Annotated in this window: 16 protein-coding genes, 2 tRNA genes and 1 pseudogene; 11 read left to right on the top strand and 8 right to left on the bottom strand. The window is 40.7% G+C overall.

Features of this window, described 5'->3' with window-relative positions:
- Positions 1-114: pseudogene (locus FTU19_RS06390) on the top strand (IS982 family transposase); the annotation flags it as partial.
- 36 nt (positions 115-150) lie between these two features.
- On the opposite strand, the gene FTU19_RS06385 reads toward FTU19_RS06390, so the two are convergent.
- Both FTU19_RS06385 and FTU19_RS06380 read right to left on the bottom strand, forming a co-directional pair.
- The gene (locus tag FTU19_RS06385) at positions 151-501 is read right to left on the bottom strand and encodes a co-chaperone YbbN (protein ID WP_034704950.1); all 351 of its coding nucleotides are present in this window, start codon (positions 499-501) and stop codon (positions 151-153) included.
- A gap of 24 nt (positions 502-525) precedes the next feature.
- Positions 526-966, bottom strand: a complete 441-nt coding sequence (locus tag FTU19_RS06380; protein WP_180130443.1) for an N-acetyltransferase — start codon at positions 964-966, stop codon at positions 526-528.
- A gap of 129 nt (positions 967-1,095) precedes the next feature.
- On the opposite strand from FTU19_RS06380, the gene FTU19_RS06375 reads away from it, so the two are divergent.
- The 3 genes from FTU19_RS06375 to FTU19_RS06365 all read left to right on the top strand — a co-directional run bounded on the left by FTU19_RS06375 (position 1,096) and on the right by FTU19_RS06365 (position 3,571).
- Positions 1,096-2,088, top strand: coding sequence for an NAD(P)H-quinone oxidoreductase (locus FTU19_RS06375; RefSeq protein WP_180130441.1), 993 nt, complete (start codon positions 1,096-1,098; stop codon positions 2,086-2,088).
- 237 nt (positions 2,089-2,325) lie between these two features.
- Positions 2,326-2,526: a hypothetical protein gene (locus tag FTU19_RS06370; protein WP_179992101.1), complete on the top strand. Its 201-nt coding sequence runs from the start codon at positions 2,326-2,328 to the stop codon at positions 2,524-2,526.
- Between the two features lie 139 nt (positions 2,527-2,665).
- Positions 2,666-3,571, top strand: a complete 906-nt coding sequence (locus FTU19_RS06365; RefSeq protein WP_179992100.1) for a YafY family protein — start codon at positions 2,666-2,668, stop codon at positions 3,569-3,571.
- A gap of 131 nt (positions 3,572-3,702) precedes the next feature.
- Here the strand turns inward: FTU19_RS06365 and FTU19_RS06360 are convergent.
- Positions 3,703-3,788: transfer RNA gene (locus tag FTU19_RS06360), tRNA-Leu, on the bottom strand.
- Positions 3,789-3,799: 11 nt separating this feature from the next.
- Positions 3,800-3,873: transfer RNA gene (locus tag FTU19_RS06355), tRNA-Cys, on the bottom strand.
- Positions 3,874-4,026: 153 nt separating this feature from the next.
- Between FTU19_RS06355 and folD the strand changes: the two genes are divergently transcribed.
- The gene (folD, locus tag FTU19_RS06350) at positions 4,027-4,875 is read left to right on the top strand and encodes a bifunctional methylenetetrahydrofolate dehydrogenase/methenyltetrahydrofolate cyclohydrolase FolD (RefSeq protein ID WP_034704935.1); all 849 of its coding nucleotides are present in this window, start codon (positions 4,027-4,029) and stop codon (positions 4,873-4,875) included.
- A 263-nt stretch (positions 4,876-5,138) separates the two neighbouring features.
- Positions 5,139-5,807 (top strand): methyltransferase, encoded by a 669-nt coding sequence (locus FTU19_RS06345; RefSeq protein ID WP_034704932.1) that lies wholly within the window; start codon positions 5,139-5,141, stop codon positions 5,805-5,807.
- Positions 5,808-5,862: 55 nt separating this feature from the next.
- Here the strand turns inward: FTU19_RS06345 and FTU19_RS06340 are convergent, their stop codons facing one another.
- The 3 genes from FTU19_RS06340 to FTU19_RS06330 all read right to left on the bottom strand — a co-directional run bounded on the left by FTU19_RS06340 (position 5,863) and on the right by FTU19_RS06330 (position 9,959).
- Positions 5,863-6,285, bottom strand: coding sequence for a hypothetical protein (locus FTU19_RS06340; protein ID WP_200230802.1), 423 nt, complete (start codon positions 6,283-6,285; stop codon positions 5,863-5,865).
- Between the two features lie 136 nt (positions 6,286-6,421).
- Positions 6,422-7,774, bottom strand: coding sequence for an MFS transporter (locus tag FTU19_RS06335; RefSeq protein ID WP_171523054.1), 1,353 nt, complete (start codon positions 7,772-7,774; stop codon positions 6,422-6,424).
- 355 nt (positions 7,775-8,129) lie between these two features.
- On the bottom strand, positions 8,130-9,959 hold the full coding sequence (locus tag FTU19_RS06330) for a phosphoenolpyruvate carboxykinase (GTP) (RefSeq protein ID WP_034706283.1): 1,830 nt from the start codon (positions 9,957-9,959) through the stop codon (positions 8,130-8,132).
- Between the two features lie 414 nt (positions 9,960-10,373).
- On the opposite strand from FTU19_RS06330, the gene FTU19_RS06325 reads away from it, so the two are divergent.
- The 5 genes from FTU19_RS06325 (at position 10,374) to FTU19_RS06305 (ending at position 14,688) form a co-directional block, all read left to right on the top strand.
- A complete protein-coding gene (locus FTU19_RS06325) occupies positions 10,374-11,312 on the top strand; it encodes a diacylglycerol kinase family protein (RefSeq protein WP_180130437.1) in 939 nt (312 codons plus the stop codon).
- Complete coding sequence (locus tag FTU19_RS06320; protein ID WP_180002289.1) at positions 11,293-12,069, top strand: metallophosphoesterase; 777 nt, start codon at positions 11,293-11,295, stop codon at positions 12,067-12,069. Before FTU19_RS06325 ends, FTU19_RS06320 begins: the two co-directional genes overlap by 20 nt.
- A gap of 178 nt (positions 12,070-12,247) precedes the next feature.
- Positions 12,248-12,538 (top strand): co-chaperone GroES, encoded by a 291-nt coding sequence (gene groES / locus FTU19_RS06315; RefSeq protein ID WP_004646315.1) that lies wholly within the window; start codon positions 12,248-12,250, stop codon positions 12,536-12,538.
- Between the two features lie 69 nt (positions 12,539-12,607).
- Positions 12,608-14,242 (top strand): chaperonin GroEL, encoded by a 1,635-nt coding sequence (gene groL / locus FTU19_RS06310; protein WP_005234685.1) that lies wholly within the window; start codon positions 12,608-12,610, stop codon positions 14,240-14,242.
- Between the two features lie 260 nt (positions 14,243-14,502).
- Entirely contained in the window at positions 14,503-14,688 is a 186-nt protein-coding gene (locus FTU19_RS06305; protein WP_180016811.1) for a hypothetical protein, read from the top strand.
- Here FTU19_RS06305 and FTU19_RS06300 read toward each other — a convergent pair.
- Positions 14,675-15,052 carry a hypothetical protein gene (locus tag FTU19_RS06300; RefSeq protein ID WP_179992096.1) on the bottom strand — a complete coding sequence of 126 codons (378 nt, stop codon included), beginning with the start codon at positions 15,050-15,052 and terminating at the stop codon, positions 14,675-14,677. The genes FTU19_RS06305 and FTU19_RS06300 overlap by 14 nt on opposite strands.
- Positions 15,053-15,295 lie beyond the last annotated feature (243 nt).

Here is a 15,295-nt window from a genome sequence, read left to right as displayed (position 1 = left end):
AGCAAAGCACGTAGTGTTCATGGATTTCTAGGAGGGATTTACGCGTCCTTGTGTGCATATCAACTGATCCATAAAAATAAGCCAACAATTCAAATTATGAAGTCATCGGCTTAAGCAGGATTCGGGTAAATAAGAAATTGCTTATTCGAATCAGTCGGAATCGGATGACTTATTCAGAACTTGAGACAAAATAGATTTCATTTCAGACAAGCTTTTCACACCCGCAATACGATGAATAATCTGGCTATTTTTAAAGATTAGAGTGGAAGGCAAGCCATAGACATTATAGCGTAAGGTCAGAATCGGTGATTGATCGACATTGATTTTACCGAACTTAATTTCTGGGTTATGCCCAGCATATTGTGCTGCCAGTTCCTCAAAAACCGGAAAATTCTGTACACAAGGCTTGCACCAGTCAGCATAGAAACGGATCACAGCAAAGCCTTCAAACCATTCGAAGTCACTGTAATTATCTTCATTGTAGGGGATGACTGCTGACATGAATTTGCTCTCATCATTTCAAAATTAAGATTTAAACCAGCTCATAGTGAGTTCAGCCTGACCGGTATTCTCATCGATTCCTTGATTGATCACCTTAAAACCCTGCTTTTGGTAAAAATGAACTGCTGATGTATTTGCAGCATAGACATTTAAATGCAGCTGATTACATTGCTGTTTTAAGAAATTAACTAAACGGCAGCCATAGCCAGCACCTTGCTGCTCAGGATCAATGAAAAGTGCAGCTAATATATTTTCCGATTTTAATAATGAAACAAAGCCAAGCACCGTATGATTTTCTTTAAGGACATAGTTTTCTGCCAGAGGTAGGTATTGATCCCGCATTGGAAGCAGCTGATTTTTCCAATAATCAGCCGGAATAAAATCATGTGCCTTTAAAGAAGCCTTGAACCAGATTTCAAGAATAGCGTCGATATCCTCGGTTTTCGCTTTTGTAATTATTGTCATCAGTGGTCTTATATCAATTTACTAAATAGGCAGCTGATTATACATAAGTCCATGCTGCTTCAATCCATAGCATTTCTATGTTCAAATAAGTTCGAAAAATATGAAACGTGAATATTAGGGAAAGAATCCATGACGCAACAAAGCATGCAACAAGTCATCATTACAGAACCGGGTGGTGTAGAGAAACTCGCTTATGAAACGGTTGCCATCCCTGAACCTAAAGCAGACGAAGTGCTGGTCAAGGTAAATGCTTTCGGGATTAACCGTCCGGATATCTTGCAGCGTCAGGGCTTGTATCCAATGCCTAAGGGCGTTACTCCTGTACCGGGTCTGGAAGTTGCCGGTGAAGTGGTCGCAGTCGGGAGTGAAGTAAGCCAGTTTAAAGTAGGTGACAAAGTCTGTGGCCTGACCAATGGCGGTGGTTATGCAGAATATTGCGTCGTGCCTGAAAGCCAGACTTTAAACATTCCTGAAGGCGTGAGCTTTGTACAGGCTGCAGCGATTCCTGAAACCTTCTTTACTGTATGGGCAAATGTGTTCCAGATGGGTAAGGCTAAGGCAGGAGAGACTGTACTGATTCATGGCGGAACTAGCGGGATTGGAACCACAGCCTTAATGCTGTGCAAATCATTAGGCATCAAAACCTTCGCGACAGCAGGCAGTGATGAAAAAATTCAGGCGATTTCACATCTGACCACAGGAATCAATTACAAGACCCAAGACTTTGAGCAGGTCATCAATGAAGCTACGGATAATGCCGGTGTAGATGTGATTCTGGATATGGTGGGTGCGCCGTACCTAGAGAAAAATCTGAATCTGCTGCGTCGTGATGGTCGTTTGGTGTATATCGCATTCCTGGGCGGCGCTAAAGCTAAGGATGTAAAATTGGGTCAAATCATGATGAAACGTTTGACCATTACTGGTTCTACCATGCGTGCACGCAATACGGCTGAGAAAGCTGAAATTGCCCAAGGCCTGAAAGAGCATGTGGCACCACTCTGGGCAAAAGGTGAATGTTTACCGATGATCTATAAAACCTTCAAATTTGACCAGATTCAGGATGCGCATGCAACGATGGATACGGGTGAACATATCGGTAAGATTGTGGTGGAAATCATCTAATTATTCTTGTGATAGAAATACTAAAAGCCAACTTTTGTTGGCTTTTATTTTGCATAAAAAACGATAACTAATTTAAATTAATTGCTTGAAATAGGGATATAAATTTTAAAAAACGGTAAAAAGTGTCGATTATTCGACACAACCTGTCAAAACTGAGGAGTAAATTAGCGCTTAAATATAATCTGACTAAATTGTTTGGTATTAGATGAAATGTCACGTATTAAAAGGAAGTATATTATGAAGATAGTGTCCACCCCTTATACGCATGAACATGGCTTTCGTGCATTGAAGCGTTTGCATAAAGCGATTATCCGTAATCAGTTACTTCGTTCCGATCTACACAAGCTGTATCAAGCCATGTTGCATCTGGAACGCTATATGGAACGGCTGAGCCACTCAGCACCGAAACCTCACTACAAACGTCGTAAAAAAGCTTAAAAAACACCTTGCCTATTAGCCTTAAGTTGAAGTGAATAACTCTAATCTCGTTTTTATTTGGCTGTATAATTTTCCCATAATTTAAAAATTCTAAGCAGATGAATCATTGTGCTGCACAAGCGGCACGAAGAGGGTATTTATGAAGGGCAATGCGTCAACGCATGAGCGCCTCGCAGACCGTTTGGCAAATATTTTAACCAAACTTAATATAGGGCATCAGTTAAGTGTACAGGAGCTGGCACGAGAATTTCAGGTCAGCACCCGTACTATTGAACGTGATTTTGTTCGTCTGAATGCGTATTTACCGCTCATACAGGATCAAAATACCAAACGCTATTATCTTGAGCCTTCATATTTAGGGCGTTTCAAGTTGCAGGATATCCAGAATTTTGCACAGTTGTCCGGAATCAGTGAGCTGTATCCGGCACTGGATATGTCTTTTATTCGTGAATTGCTGGATGAGCGGGCAAATCAGGTATTTTCGGCAAAAGGTTATTATTTTGAAGATGCCAAACAGTTTGCCGAGCATTTCAAGCTGCTTGCAGGGGCGATCTATAAACGGCAGCAGATTGAGCTGCAATATTCCGAACAAACACGGATCATCCAGCCATACCGATTGATTCATCATCATGGCATCTGGTATCTGGCTGGTGTCACTGAAGCTGAACTCAAAACTTATCGTTTAAGTCAGTTGCAGGAAGTCAAACTGGTTTTTGAAAATGAAAGCTTTGAGCATGATCCTGAAGTTCTGAAAATGCTGGCAGATGAAGACAGCATCTGGTTTGGTCAGCAAAAACAGCAGGTTTTGATGAAGGTGCAACCTGAAGTCACGGTATTTTTTAAAGAGCGCCGTTTATTTCCGGAACAGCAGATCGAACAGGAATCAGAGTCTGGAGAATTGTTAATTAGTTGTCAGATTCGTCATGAAATGCAGTTATTGCCACTGGTACGTTACTGGCTACCGTATGTAAAGATCATTGAGCCGATTCATTTTCAGGAAAAACTGGAACAGGATCTGGAAGGTTATTTACGCTCTGCTGGATAATATTTTGAAAGCAGAGCAGGTTGGCGAATGCTTATAGAATTCTATTGAGAATTAGATTTAGCAAATTACAGGCATAAAAAAACCAGCTTTAGCTGGGTTCTTTATTTGCACCATCTTCAGTAGTAGAAGAATGGTGCCCGAGGCCAGACTCGAACTGGCACGCTTTGTGGGCGGGGGATTTTAAATCCCCTGTGTCTACCGATTTCACCACTCGGGCTTTAACAAGATTGGAGGCGGAGGTCGGAATCGAACCGGCGTCCACGGAGTTGCAGTCCGCTGCATGACCACTCTGCCACCCCGCCGCGTCTTGTTGATGCGTATATTATCAAGCTCTGAAAAAAAAACAATAGGATATTCATTTGTATGCGCATAAAAACAGCATATGGCGGAAAATATTCAGAATTATCATGTAGAATGTGCAAAATTGATTCATATCAACACTTGGGAGAAGTGCCGTGGCATTAGTTCTAGACGGTCGTGCATTGGCGAAGCAAATTGAAGCTGACTTGTTAACTCGCGTAGAAGCGCTGAAAGCAAAGTCAGGTCGTACTCCAATTCTTGCGACTATTTTGGTGGGTGACGATGGCGCATCTGCAACTTATGTACGTATGAAAGGTAATGCTTGCCGCCGTGTTGGTATGGATTCATTAAAAGTTGAGCTTCCAAAAGAAACGACTACTGAAGAATTGCTGGCTGAAATTGAAAAATTGAATGCAAATCCGGATGTTCACGGTATTCTGTTACAACATCCGGTTCCTGCACAAATTGATGAACGTGCTTGTTTTGATGCTATCTCGCTTGAAAAAGACGTCGATGGTGTGACTTGTCTGGGCTATGGTCGTATGGCGATGGGTGAAGCAGCTTATGGTTCTGCTACTCCTGCAGGTATCATGACCATCCTGAAAGAAAACAATATTGAAATCGCAGGTAAACATGCGGTAGTGGTTGGTCGTTCTGCGATTCTAGGTAAACCAATGGCAGCAATGTTGCTTGAAGCGAATGCTACAGTGACTATTTGCCATTCACGTACTCAAAACCTTCCAGAATTTGTAAAACAAGCTGACATTATCGTGGGTGCGGTGGGTAAAGCTGAACTGATCCAGAAAGACTGGATTAAACCAGGTGCAGTGGTTGTTGATGCTGGCTTCCACCCACGTGATGGCGGTGGTGTGGGTGATATTCAATTAGTCGGTATCGAAGAAATCGCTTCTGCTTATACCCCAGTTCCGGGTGGTGTAGGTCCTATGACAATCACTACGCTGATTCGTCAAACTGTAGAAGCTGCTGAGAAGGCTTTGGGTTAATTGAAATTTTAATTAGTTACGGCGGAGTTGTATCGTTGTGACTATAGATGTAAGAAGCTCATTCGTTACTTTTGTTTCGGCAAAAGTAACCAAAACCATTTGTCATTCGCAGAACTCGTCATATTTCTTTTGCGTGGTTGATGTGTCGCAAAAACAGGACGAATTAGATTTCAGTCTGCCTCGAACAGCTGCGAATGACGTGGTCATGTATCCGATTAATGTATAAATTCCAATAAAGATATTTTCGCATCAAGGCTTTCTTCATGAGCTGTACTTTCCAATTTCCTAAAGCCCCTGAGCATTTACTTCAAGCCTTACACCAAGTTATTCCTAATTGTGAACTGATGGCACAGCAGCTACCAGAAACACCGATTTCACTCTGGCTGATTCCACCAGTCTTTCCGACAGACAAACTAGATGATGAAGTGATTCGTCGTATCTGGAATGATACGCCGTACTGGATCTTCTGCTGGGCATCAGGATTGGCCATGGCACAGTGGTTGCTGGCTGAACCGCATCATGTCAAAGACAAAGTGGTACTAGATTTTGGTGCAGGATCAGGTGTTGTTGCTATTGCAGCGAAAATGGCAGGAGCCAAACGTGTGATCTGTTGTGATATCGATCAGGTCAGTCTGAATGCCTGTCGTGCCAATGCTGAGTTAAATGATGTTGAGCTGGAATATCTGGATGATCTCTATAAAGCAGAACAGGTGGATATACTGCTAGCGGCAGATGTGCTTTATGATCAGTGTAACCGTTTCTTCCTGGATGAATTCCTGAAATTTGCACCAGAAGTCTGGGTCGCAGATAGTCGGGTGAAAAATTTTAGTCATCCGCAATATCTCAAACTGGATGAACGTAGTGCGACTACCTGGCCAGATCTGGATGAATCACCAGAATTCCGTAATGTCAGCTTCTATCGAACTAAATAACATCCAAGAATTGAAAAAGAAAAAAAGGGCATCAAGCCCTTTTTTATGCTCTGTTTTATGAGCAAGTATAACGAATCACACGTACAGTGGTAGGGCGAGCTTCTAATGCCTCTCGGGCACCCGGATTTTCACTGTTATATAAATCAGGTGTATTACTCAAGCTGATCTGGGTGCGGCTATCCCCGAGTTGACGGCCATACTGAGCCTGTTCAGGAGTTGGGTTAACTATTTCCTGACTGTTGATAATCTGGATATTATAGTTTTTAGAAGTTCCAAGAACTTGTCTGCAAGCAGCCTGTAACCTGTTTTCATCCTGACTTGGTCGTCCTGCTAATGTATAGCTTAAGGTTGCAGAATTTTCTGAACGTTCCAGAATTTCATATCCGGTCTGACCGTTGAATTGTTGAGGTGCCGTCTGACATGCTGTCAGGCCTAAAGTGCCGATAGTTAAGCCGAGTAAAAAAACTGTTTTTTTCATCATGATGATTTCCCGTATTTTTATCAGACAAGTATGCCATAGCAACGAAATAGCGGAATGGCAGTAAACATAAAATTCCAATAAAAAAGCTTTCCGAATGTTTCCATCCGGAAAGCTCCTAAAGCAATACAGTTACTTAGTCATCAGTAATCATGCTGTGCTTTTTAGTGTCTTTCATAAAGACATAAGTGAGCAGCGACAGGCCAATCATAAAAGTAATGTAATAGAAGAAGTAGTTTTCATGGCCGGCATTTTTAAAGCTTAAAGCCACCAGTTCTGCTGTACCCCCAAATAGTGTATTGGCAATCGCATAAGGCAAAGCTACGCCTAAGGCACGAATGTGTGCAGGGAATAGCTCAGCTTTTACCACTGCATTAATCGCTGTGTAACCAGTCACAATCACCATACCACTCATACACAGCATGAATGCTGTAGTTGGGTTGGTAGTTGAGCCTAAGCCATTAAAGATAGGAATGGTAAATAGTACACCAAGTACACCAAAAGCAATCATGATTGGCTTACGGCCGATCTTGTCAGAAAGTGCACCAATCACAGGTTGCAAGAGCATGAATACAAAGATCGCAAGAGTCGTGATTTCAGTCGCTGTGGTTTTTTCAAATCCTGAGGTGTTCACCAGATATTTCTGCAAATAAGTAGTGAAAGTATTGAAAGCTAAAGTACCACCTGCAGTTAGCATGATCACGGTAAATGCCTGTTTAGGATATTTAGTGAATAAAGCTAAGGCACCGGATTTAGGGCCACCTTTTTTCGCCTGTTCAACAGCCTGTTTTGAAGATTGCGTTTCTACCAGACCGCGACGGATCCAGAACACCACAATCGCTAAGAATGCACCAATCAGGAAGGGAATACGCCAGCCCCATTCAGTGAGTTGTGCTTCAGTCAAAGTGCGTTGTAGGAAGATCAAGACACAGAGTGCCAATAGTTGACCTGAGATCAGGGTCACATACTGGAAGCTTGAGTAGAAACCACGATGATTTTTACCTGCCATTTCGGTCAAGTAAGTGGCACTTGAACCGTATTCACCCCCCACACTCAGACCTTGCAATAAGCGAGCAAATAACAGCAGCGCAGGGGCCAGCATACCCACTGAATCATAGGTGGGTGCACAGGCAATAATGAGGGAACCTACACACATTAGAGAAACGGATAGGGTCAAACCTGCTTTACGACCTTTGCGGTCAGCGTAAATTCCCATAATCCATGCGCCAATCGGACGCATCAAGAAACCAAGTGCGAATACAGCAGCAGCCTGAAGAAGTTTGACGGTATTGTCGCCATCAGGGAAGAACTGTGAAGCGAAATATAAGGTAAAGGCTGCATAAACATACCAGTCGTACCATTCGACCAGGTTACCTGCAGAACCACCGAGAATAGATTTAACCCGTGTTTTACGATCAAGCTGCGGTGTAGCAGCTTCAGGAAGTGGCTGATTCACAACATTGCTCCAAAGGAATGCTGTAAAACACATCTTTTTTAAATTTTCATTGCTATAAAATCTAAAAAGTTATGTTTTAGTGAGAGAGAAAGTGAGGAGATTTCATATACTTATACGCCTCCAAGTTTTCTCTTTTTATAGGACTTTAGTCTTAATAAATAATGTAGTTTTTAAATATTTTTATAAAACATAAATTTACCATTTGTTTAGAGTAATTGCTTGATTTTTATATTGGATTAACTGGTTAAATGCTGTTCTTTAAAGGGATTAATGAATGGTAAAGGTAGTTTTTATTTAGATGTAAAATAGATTAAAAAATTGGCTTTAACCTTATCTTAAGATAATAAAAAAGGCCGCTTACGCGACCTTTTTAAAATTAAATCAGCAATTAAGCAGATTTAACCGCTTCAAGAAGTTCAGCTTGGCGTTTTTTCAACGCTTCTGGCAGACGATCACCTAATTTGTTGAACAATTCAGTGTGGCTTTCAAGTTCTTTGATCCATTGATCTTTGTCTTGAGAAGTTACCAGGTCAAATTGTTCTTTAGTGAAATCAGAACCAGTCCAGTTTAGCTGTTCGTAAGTAGGTACACGGCCGATTGGAGTTTCAACAGCATCAGCACGACCTTCACAACGATCGATGATCCACTCAAGAACACGCATGTTTTGACCGAAACCAGGCCATACGAAGTTACCTTCAGCATCACGACGGAACCAGTTCACGTTGTAGATACCAGGAAGCTTGTTACCAGCAGCAGCAGCTTTCTCGCCAACTTTCTCACCCATTTCTAACCAGTGAGTGAAGTAGTCAGCCATGTTGTAGCCAGCAAATGGAAGCATCGCAAATGGGTCGCGACGAACGATACCTTGTTGACCAACAGCAGCAGCAGTTGTTTCAGAACCCATGGTTGCAGCTTTATAAACACCATCAACCCAGTCAAATGCTTCTGAAATCAGAGGCACTGTGTCTGCACGGCGACCACCGAAGATGAACGCAGAAATTGGAACACCTGCTGGATTTTCCCAATCCGCATCGATAGAAGGGCATTGACCAGCAGAAACTGTGAAACGAGCGTTCGGATGAGCCGCTTTTTCTTCGCCAGTGTGTGGTTGACCTTTCCAGTTAGTCAGATTCGCAGGTGCTTCTTTAGTCAGACCTTCCCACCAAACTTCACCGTTGTCAGTCACAGCAACGTTTGTATAGATTACGTCTTTATGAAGAGTTGCCATACAGTTCGGATTCGTTTTGGTATTTGTACCAGGAGCTACACCGAAGAAACCAGCTTCAGGGTTGATTGCATATAAGCGACCATCTTCACCTGGTTTGATCCAGGCAATATCGTCACCTACAGTTTCAATTTTCCAACCTTCATAACCTGCTGGTGGAATCAGCATCGCGAAGTTTGTTTTACCACAAGCAGATGGGAATGCAGCTGCGATGTAGTGTTTTTCGCCTTTAGGGCTAGTCACGCCAAGGATTAGCATATGTTCAGCTAACCAGCCTTGTTGACGACCCATATAAGATGCAATACGTAAAGCCAGGCATTTTTTACCTAACAATGCGTTACCGCCGTAACCAGAACCAAATGACCAGATTTCACGAGTTTCTGGGTAGTGCACGATGTATTTTTCTTTGTTGCAAGGCCAAGCAACATCTTTTTGACCTTCTTCAAGTGGTGCACCCACAGTGTGTACGCAAGGGACAAATTCGCCATCTGTACCTAGAACGTCATAAACAGCTTTACCCATACGAGCCATTTTAGACATGCTGACTGCCACATAAGGAGAGTCAGTTAATTCGATACCGATGTGCGCAATGTGTGAACCCAAAGGACCCATAGAGAATGGAACCACATACAGGGTACGACCTTTCATTGAACCGTCAAACAGACCATTCAATTTTTCGCGCATAACTGCTGGATCTTCCCAGTTATTGGTCGCGCCAGCGTCTTCTTTATTTGCAGAACAGATAAAAGTACGGTCTTCAACACGAGCAACGTCAGAAGGATCAGAATTTGCAAGATAAGAACCAGGATGTTTCTCTTGGTTAAGCGCTTGCATTGTGCCGTTAGCGATCATCAAGTCGATATAACGTTGATATTCTTCTGCGCTACCGTCACACCATTCAATTTTTGCTGGTTTTGTTAATTTAGCAATTTCTTCCACCCATGCAATAAGCTTAGGGTGACGAACGAATTCTGGTGCGTTCACTTGGGTCATGGTGAGGCCTATCTCAAATGTGTACAAAATTTTGTACAAAGTACAATCTGGTCAATAAAATACTGGCCAGATGAAATATGAAAAAAAGTGGCTGTATTAAAGCATAAAATCATCAAAAAAATAAGACTAAAGAAGTGCTGGATTTTATTTGGAATATTATGCTATTTTCTGTTTAAATTTATATAAAACAATAAGATATAAATAAATTCAAAATCTTAAATATATATTTATTAACTTTATGTGTGGTATTTATTTTAATTATTTTTATTTAAATCAAATGTTTAAATAAAATTGTTCAGTTATATTTGTTATTGATTAAATAAATGGTCGCCATTCGAATTTTACATAAAGCAACTATTAATTGTTTATGAATTGGACAAAATGCCAATAGGTGTGCATCAATCTGTGTAAAAAATGTCTAATCAATCTAAACCCTTATCCATTATTTATAATCATAATTCTGGTTTCCGTCTATTCGACCAACAAGAAAAATATGAGCAATTACTAGATATTTTTGCAGCGCATGATTTTGAGACTAAAGCCTTTGAAATCAACGATCCAGAACAGTTCAAAAAAGTCATTGCTGAAGTGCTGCAACGGCATCAACAATCGCCGGATCATGGTGTGGTCGTGGCAGCAGGAGGAGATGGAACGCTCAATTCAGTCGCCAAACACCTGCTTGAAACTGATATTCCAGTCGGAATATTGCCTCTAGGTACTTTTAACTATGCGGCAAGATTGCTGGATATTCCCTTAGATTTGGTTGAAGCCGCACAAGTCATTGCAACGGGTCAAACCAAACGTATCCATGTGGCACGCATCAATCAGGAAATCTACCTAAACAATGCTAGTCTGGGCTTATATCCCTTATTTATTAAAAAACGTGAAGACTATAATCGCATATTTGGCCGTTTCCCTTTACATGCCTATACCTCAGCACTCGATGTGTTGATTCGTGACCGTAAAGAATTAAAACTGGAAATCTGGGTAGATCAGAAGAAATATCCGGTCAAAACTCCACTGATTTTCTTTGGCAATAATCCACTACAGTTAGCAGACATGAAAATGCGGATTGCCCAAGCAGCTGAGCAAGGGAAGGTGGCTGGGGTTGTAGTTTCCAAAAGTGACAAGCTGACGTTATTCAAGCTGGTATATCAGTTAATCCGGGGCAAGATTGATCAAGCCTCCAATGTTTATAGTTTTGCTGCAGATCAGGTGCGAATTGAGTCTAAACGTAAGAAATTAATGGTAGCTATAGATGGAGAAACGGTAGAAATGACACCACCTTTAAATATTTCAGTTTTAAAAAATAGTTTAAGTGTAATGGTGCCTCATGATTCTGCATCTCTCTGATCTACATTTTGGTACAGAAAGGCCTGAATGTTTGGAAGCCATCCAACAATTTTGTCGGGATCATGCATTGGAAGCGGTGGTAGTCAGCGGCGATCTCACCCAGCGAGCACGTTTGGGGCAGTTCTTTGCCTGTAAACGGTTTCTGGATCAGTTGAATACGCCTTATCTGGTGATACCAGGGAATCATGACATTCCGCTTTATCATTTATGGAATCGGCTATTTACTCCATTTACCCGTTATCAATTATTTTTCGGTGAACTCGAGCCTGTTTTAGAAACTGAACATTTTTATCTGATCGGGGTAAATTCGATTAGACGTCGATATCATACCAAAGGCCATTTATCCCTTGAGCAGATTCAAAGGATTGACCTAAAACTACAGCAGGCACCTGCTTCCAAAATTAAGATTATTGTCAGTCATCAACCTTTTTATGTGCCATTTCAGAATAGGCGGGGGTTTAAGGATATTCCCCTGATGGCCAAAATTGCATTGGAGTCTTGGTCGCAGCATGGTCTGTTTGCTGTATTGCATGGGCATTTGCATCGTATCGCAGTCTATGATTTGAACCGTATATTCGAATTGGGAGGAGATCATCCAGTTTATGATGTACATGCTGGGACTTCTGCGTCGCATCGACTCCATAAGAATCAGCCGAATAGCTTTAATGCAATTGATGAAACAGGAAAAATTACGCAATATTGTTTTGATGAACAGTTAAAAACCTTTGTTCAACAGCCTGATCCCGTAAATAAATAGACAAAAAATACGCAATCCACCAAAAAATTAAAAAAAAACCAATTTTTTTTCATTTTTGCCCTTGAAGCGTTTTATTCCATCTCCATAAAAAGGACATCAAAAAATTTTGATGATGACCAATGGAATAAATAAGTCGTCATCGGTGATCTAAAAAAGACTTAGTCTGATGGAGTTATTTATGAGCAACATTCGTCCATTACATGACCGCGTTGTTATTCGTCGTGTTGAAGAAGAAACAAAAACAGCTGGGGGCATCTTACTTCCAGGTTCTGCTGCTGAAAAACCTGCACAAGGTGAAATCATTGCAGTTGGTAATGGTCAAATCACTGACAATGGCGTACGCGCGTTAGACGTAAAAGTTGGCGACAAAGTATTGTTCGGTACTTATGCAGGTACAACTGTAAAAGTAAACGGCGAAGAACTTTTAATCATGAAAGAGTCTGACATTCTGGCAGTATTAGAAGCTTAATCTGCGCCAGATCGTTTTACTCATTCCAATTCAGATTTTGTAAAGATATAACAATATTCGGAGTCAAATATGTCAGCTAAAGACGTAAAATTTGGTGATTCAGCTCGTTCAAAAATGATCGCTGGTGTGAACATCCTTGCAGATGCGGTGAAAGTGACTTTAGGTCCTAAAGGCCGTAACGTTGTAATCGACCGTTCTTTCGGTGCACCGCACATTACTAAAGATGGTGTATCTGTTGCGAAAGAAATTACCCTGAAAGACAAATTCGAAAACATGGGTGCGCAACTGGTTCGTGAAGTTTCTTCAAAAACCAATGATATCGCAGGTGACGGTACAACAACTGCAACTGTATTGGCTCAAGCAATCCTGAACGAAGGGATCAAGTCAGTAACTGCGGGTATGAACCCAATGGATCTGAAACGCGGTATCGACCTTGCAGTGAAAACTGTTGTTGAAAATATTAAACAAACTGCAAAACCAGCTTCTGATTCTAAAGCGATTGAGCAAGTCGGTTCGATTTCTGCAAACTCTGACACCACTGTTGGTTCTCTGATTGCACAAGCAATGGAGAAAGTGGGCAAAGAAGGCGTAATCACTGTTGAAGAAGGTTCAGGCTTCGAAGATTCGCTTGATGTTGTAGAAGGTATGCAGTTTGACCGTGGTTATATCTCTCCATACTTCGCAAACAAACAAGATACGTTGACTGCTGAACTTGAAAACCCATACATCCTGTTGGTTGACAAGAAAATCAGCAACATCCGTGAATTGATCACTGTTCTAGAAGCTGTTGCGAAAACTGGTAAGCCTCTTCTTATCATTGCTGAAGATGTTGAAGGCGAAGCGTTGGCTACACTTGTAGTAAACAACATGCGCGGCATTATCAAAGTATGTGCTGTTAAAGCACCTGGTTTTGGTGACCGTCGTAAAGCAATGCTTCAAGATATCGCGATCCTGACTGGCGGTACTGTAATTTCTGAAGAAATCGGTATGCAGTTAGATCAAACTTCACTTGAACACTTAGGTACTGCGCATAAAGTAACTGTATCTAAAGAAAATACAGTGATTGTTGATGGTGCTGGTGATGCAAATCAGATTTCTGAACGTGTACAACAAATCCGTGCTCAAATCGAAGAATCTACTTCTGAATACGACAAAGAAAAACTTCAAGAACGCGTTGCTAAATTAGCAGGTGGTGTAGCAGTCATCAAAATCGGTGCTGCAACTGAAGTTGAAATGAAAGAGAAGAAAGACCGTGTGGATGATGCGCTTCACGCAACTCGTGCTGCGGTTGAAGAGGGTGTGGTTGCAGGTGGTGGTGTTGCACTGGTACGTGCTGCATCTGCACTTGATGGTTTGACTGGTGCTAACGATGACCAAAACGTTGGTATTAATATCCTTCGTCGTGCAATCGAAGCTCCTCTTCGTCAAATCGTAGCCAATGCTGGTGATGAGCCATCTGTAGTGATCAATGCTGTGAAGAACGGTGAAGGTAACTATGGTTATAACGCTGCGACAGGTGAATATGGCGACATGCTGGAAATGGGTATTCTTGACCCTGCGAAAGTAACTCGTTCTGCACTTGAGCATGCTGCATCTGTAGCGGGCTTAATGCTCACAACTGAGTGCATGATCACTGAAATCCCGGAAGAAAAACCAGCTATGCCTGATATGGGCGGCATGGGTGGTATGGGCGGTATGATGTAATTCATTACCCGATTATATGCTCAAAAAATCCCCGCATTTGCGGGGATTTTTTTAATTTTAAATAAAATAAAAGTGAGATTTTCATGAAAAATATAGTAGAATTTGAGACTTAAGTTGACTTATAGTCATAAATGATTGATGAAGTATTCAATTTTTTTTAAATAAATGAAAAATGTTTACTTTTGTAATATTTTTAGGCTTGGTTTTTGTAAAGTTTTGATTTATTATTTGATCAAAATATAATTGATATATATGGCAATATGAGCAATACAGTTATAAATGAGGGTGAGAGTTCAGATGATCAATCTAAACTTGTATTGGTGAGTAAAGATGAATTAAAATCTTTATACCGAAAATTAAGAGAGTATGAAGATCGTTTAAAGAAAAGTGAATATGAACATAGAAAGCTATTAGCTTACTTCACTCAAAAGATTACAATTGATTAAATTCATCAATCAACTTTTTAATAATATCTTTCTGGGTATTTTTTAAAGAGCGAAACTTTAAATAATAATCCAAATCTTCAGTATCATGTTCTGAAACTTGAGGGGCAGGATTAAAATCATGGTCTCCAAATCTTAACCATTGGTTGGAAACATTAAGCCAAATTGCGAGTATTGCCAATTTATCTTGGCTAGGAATTGCCTTTCCTAACAACCAGTTATTTGCTGACTGTACTGAAATAGCTGGACCGTCATAACGATAATTAAATTCTTTTGATAAATAAGTAGGACTTATAGGATGTCTTGCATTTGTTAAAGCACTTTTCAGCCGTTCAGCAAATAGATTTTTTTCTTTTTGGCTGCTCATAAATTCCTTCTATCTATTCCTATACTTTTAAGCCTAGCCTTAAAAAGTATTTTAAATACTACAATGTTTCAGAGCCTAATTTTAAGAAAACTTCGAAAATATTTCAATTGTAACAACTTTATTTAAGATAACTTGTTGTAATTATTTGTAATGAATTTTCTTTATTTCTTAAATCAAATTTATTTAGCTCAGCTTAATTCAAATATTAGTAAATAATTCTAACAACATAAACTTTTAGTTGAT

The sequence above is a fragment of the Acinetobacter sp. YH12072 genome, from assembly GCF_013419565.1.
Taxonomy (GTDB): domain Bacteria; phylum Pseudomonadota; class Gammaproteobacteria; order Pseudomonadales; family Moraxellaceae; genus Acinetobacter.
The sequence above is the reverse complement of the archived record's forward strand: the minus strand, read 5'-3'. Positions and strand labels throughout refer to the sequence as shown.

Coding starts and splice junctions, on each gene's coding strand:
- FTU19_RS06385 (WP_034704950.1), bottom strand. CDS start 501: ATGTCAGCAGTCATCCCCTACAATGAAGATAATTACAGTGACTTCGAA.
- FTU19_RS06380 (WP_180130443.1), bottom strand. CDS start 966: ATGACAATAATTACAAAAGCGAAAACCGAGGATATCGACGCTATTCTT.
- FTU19_RS06375 (WP_180130441.1), top strand. CDS start 1,096: ATGACGCAACAAAGCATGCAACAAGTCATCATTACAGAACCGGGTGGT.
- FTU19_RS06370 (WP_179992101.1), top strand. CDS start 2,326: ATGAAGATAGTGTCCACCCCTTATACGCATGAACATGGCTTTCGTGCA.
- FTU19_RS06365 (WP_179992100.1), top strand. CDS start 2,666: ATGAAGGGCAATGCGTCAACGCATGAGCGCCTCGCAGACCGTTTGGCA.
- FTU19_RS06345 (WP_034704932.1), top strand. CDS start 5,139: ATGAGCTGTACTTTCCAATTTCCTAAAGCCCCTGAGCATTTACTTCAA.
- FTU19_RS06340 (WP_200230802.1), bottom strand. CDS start 6,285: ATGAAAAAAACAGTTTTTTTACTCGGCTTAACTATCGGCACTTTAGGC.
- FTU19_RS06335 (WP_171523054.1), bottom strand. CDS start 7,774: ATGTGTTTTACAGCATTCCTTTGGAGCAATGTTGTGAATCAGCCACTT.
- FTU19_RS06330 (WP_034706283.1), bottom strand. CDS start 9,959: ATGACCCAAGTGAACGCACCAGAATTCGTTCGTCACCCTAAGCTTATT.
- FTU19_RS06325 (WP_180130437.1), top strand. CDS start 10,374: ATGTCTAATCAATCTAAACCCTTATCCATTATTTATAATCATAATTCT.
- FTU19_RS06320 (WP_180002289.1), top strand. CDS start 11,293: ATGATTCTGCATCTCTCTGATCTACATTTTGGTACAGAAAGGCCTGAA.
- groES (WP_004646315.1), top strand. CDS start 12,248: ATGAGCAACATTCGTCCATTACATGACCGCGTTGTTATTCGTCGTGTT.
- groL (WP_005234685.1), top strand. CDS start 12,608: ATGTCAGCTAAAGACGTAAAATTTGGTGATTCAGCTCGTTCAAAAATG.
- FTU19_RS06305 (WP_180016811.1), top strand. CDS start 14,503: ATGAGCAATACAGTTATAAATGAGGGTGAGAGTTCAGATGATCAATCT.
- FTU19_RS06300 (WP_179992096.1), bottom strand. CDS start 15,052: ATGAGCAGCCAAAAAGAAAAAAATCTATTTGCTGAACGGCTGAAAAGT.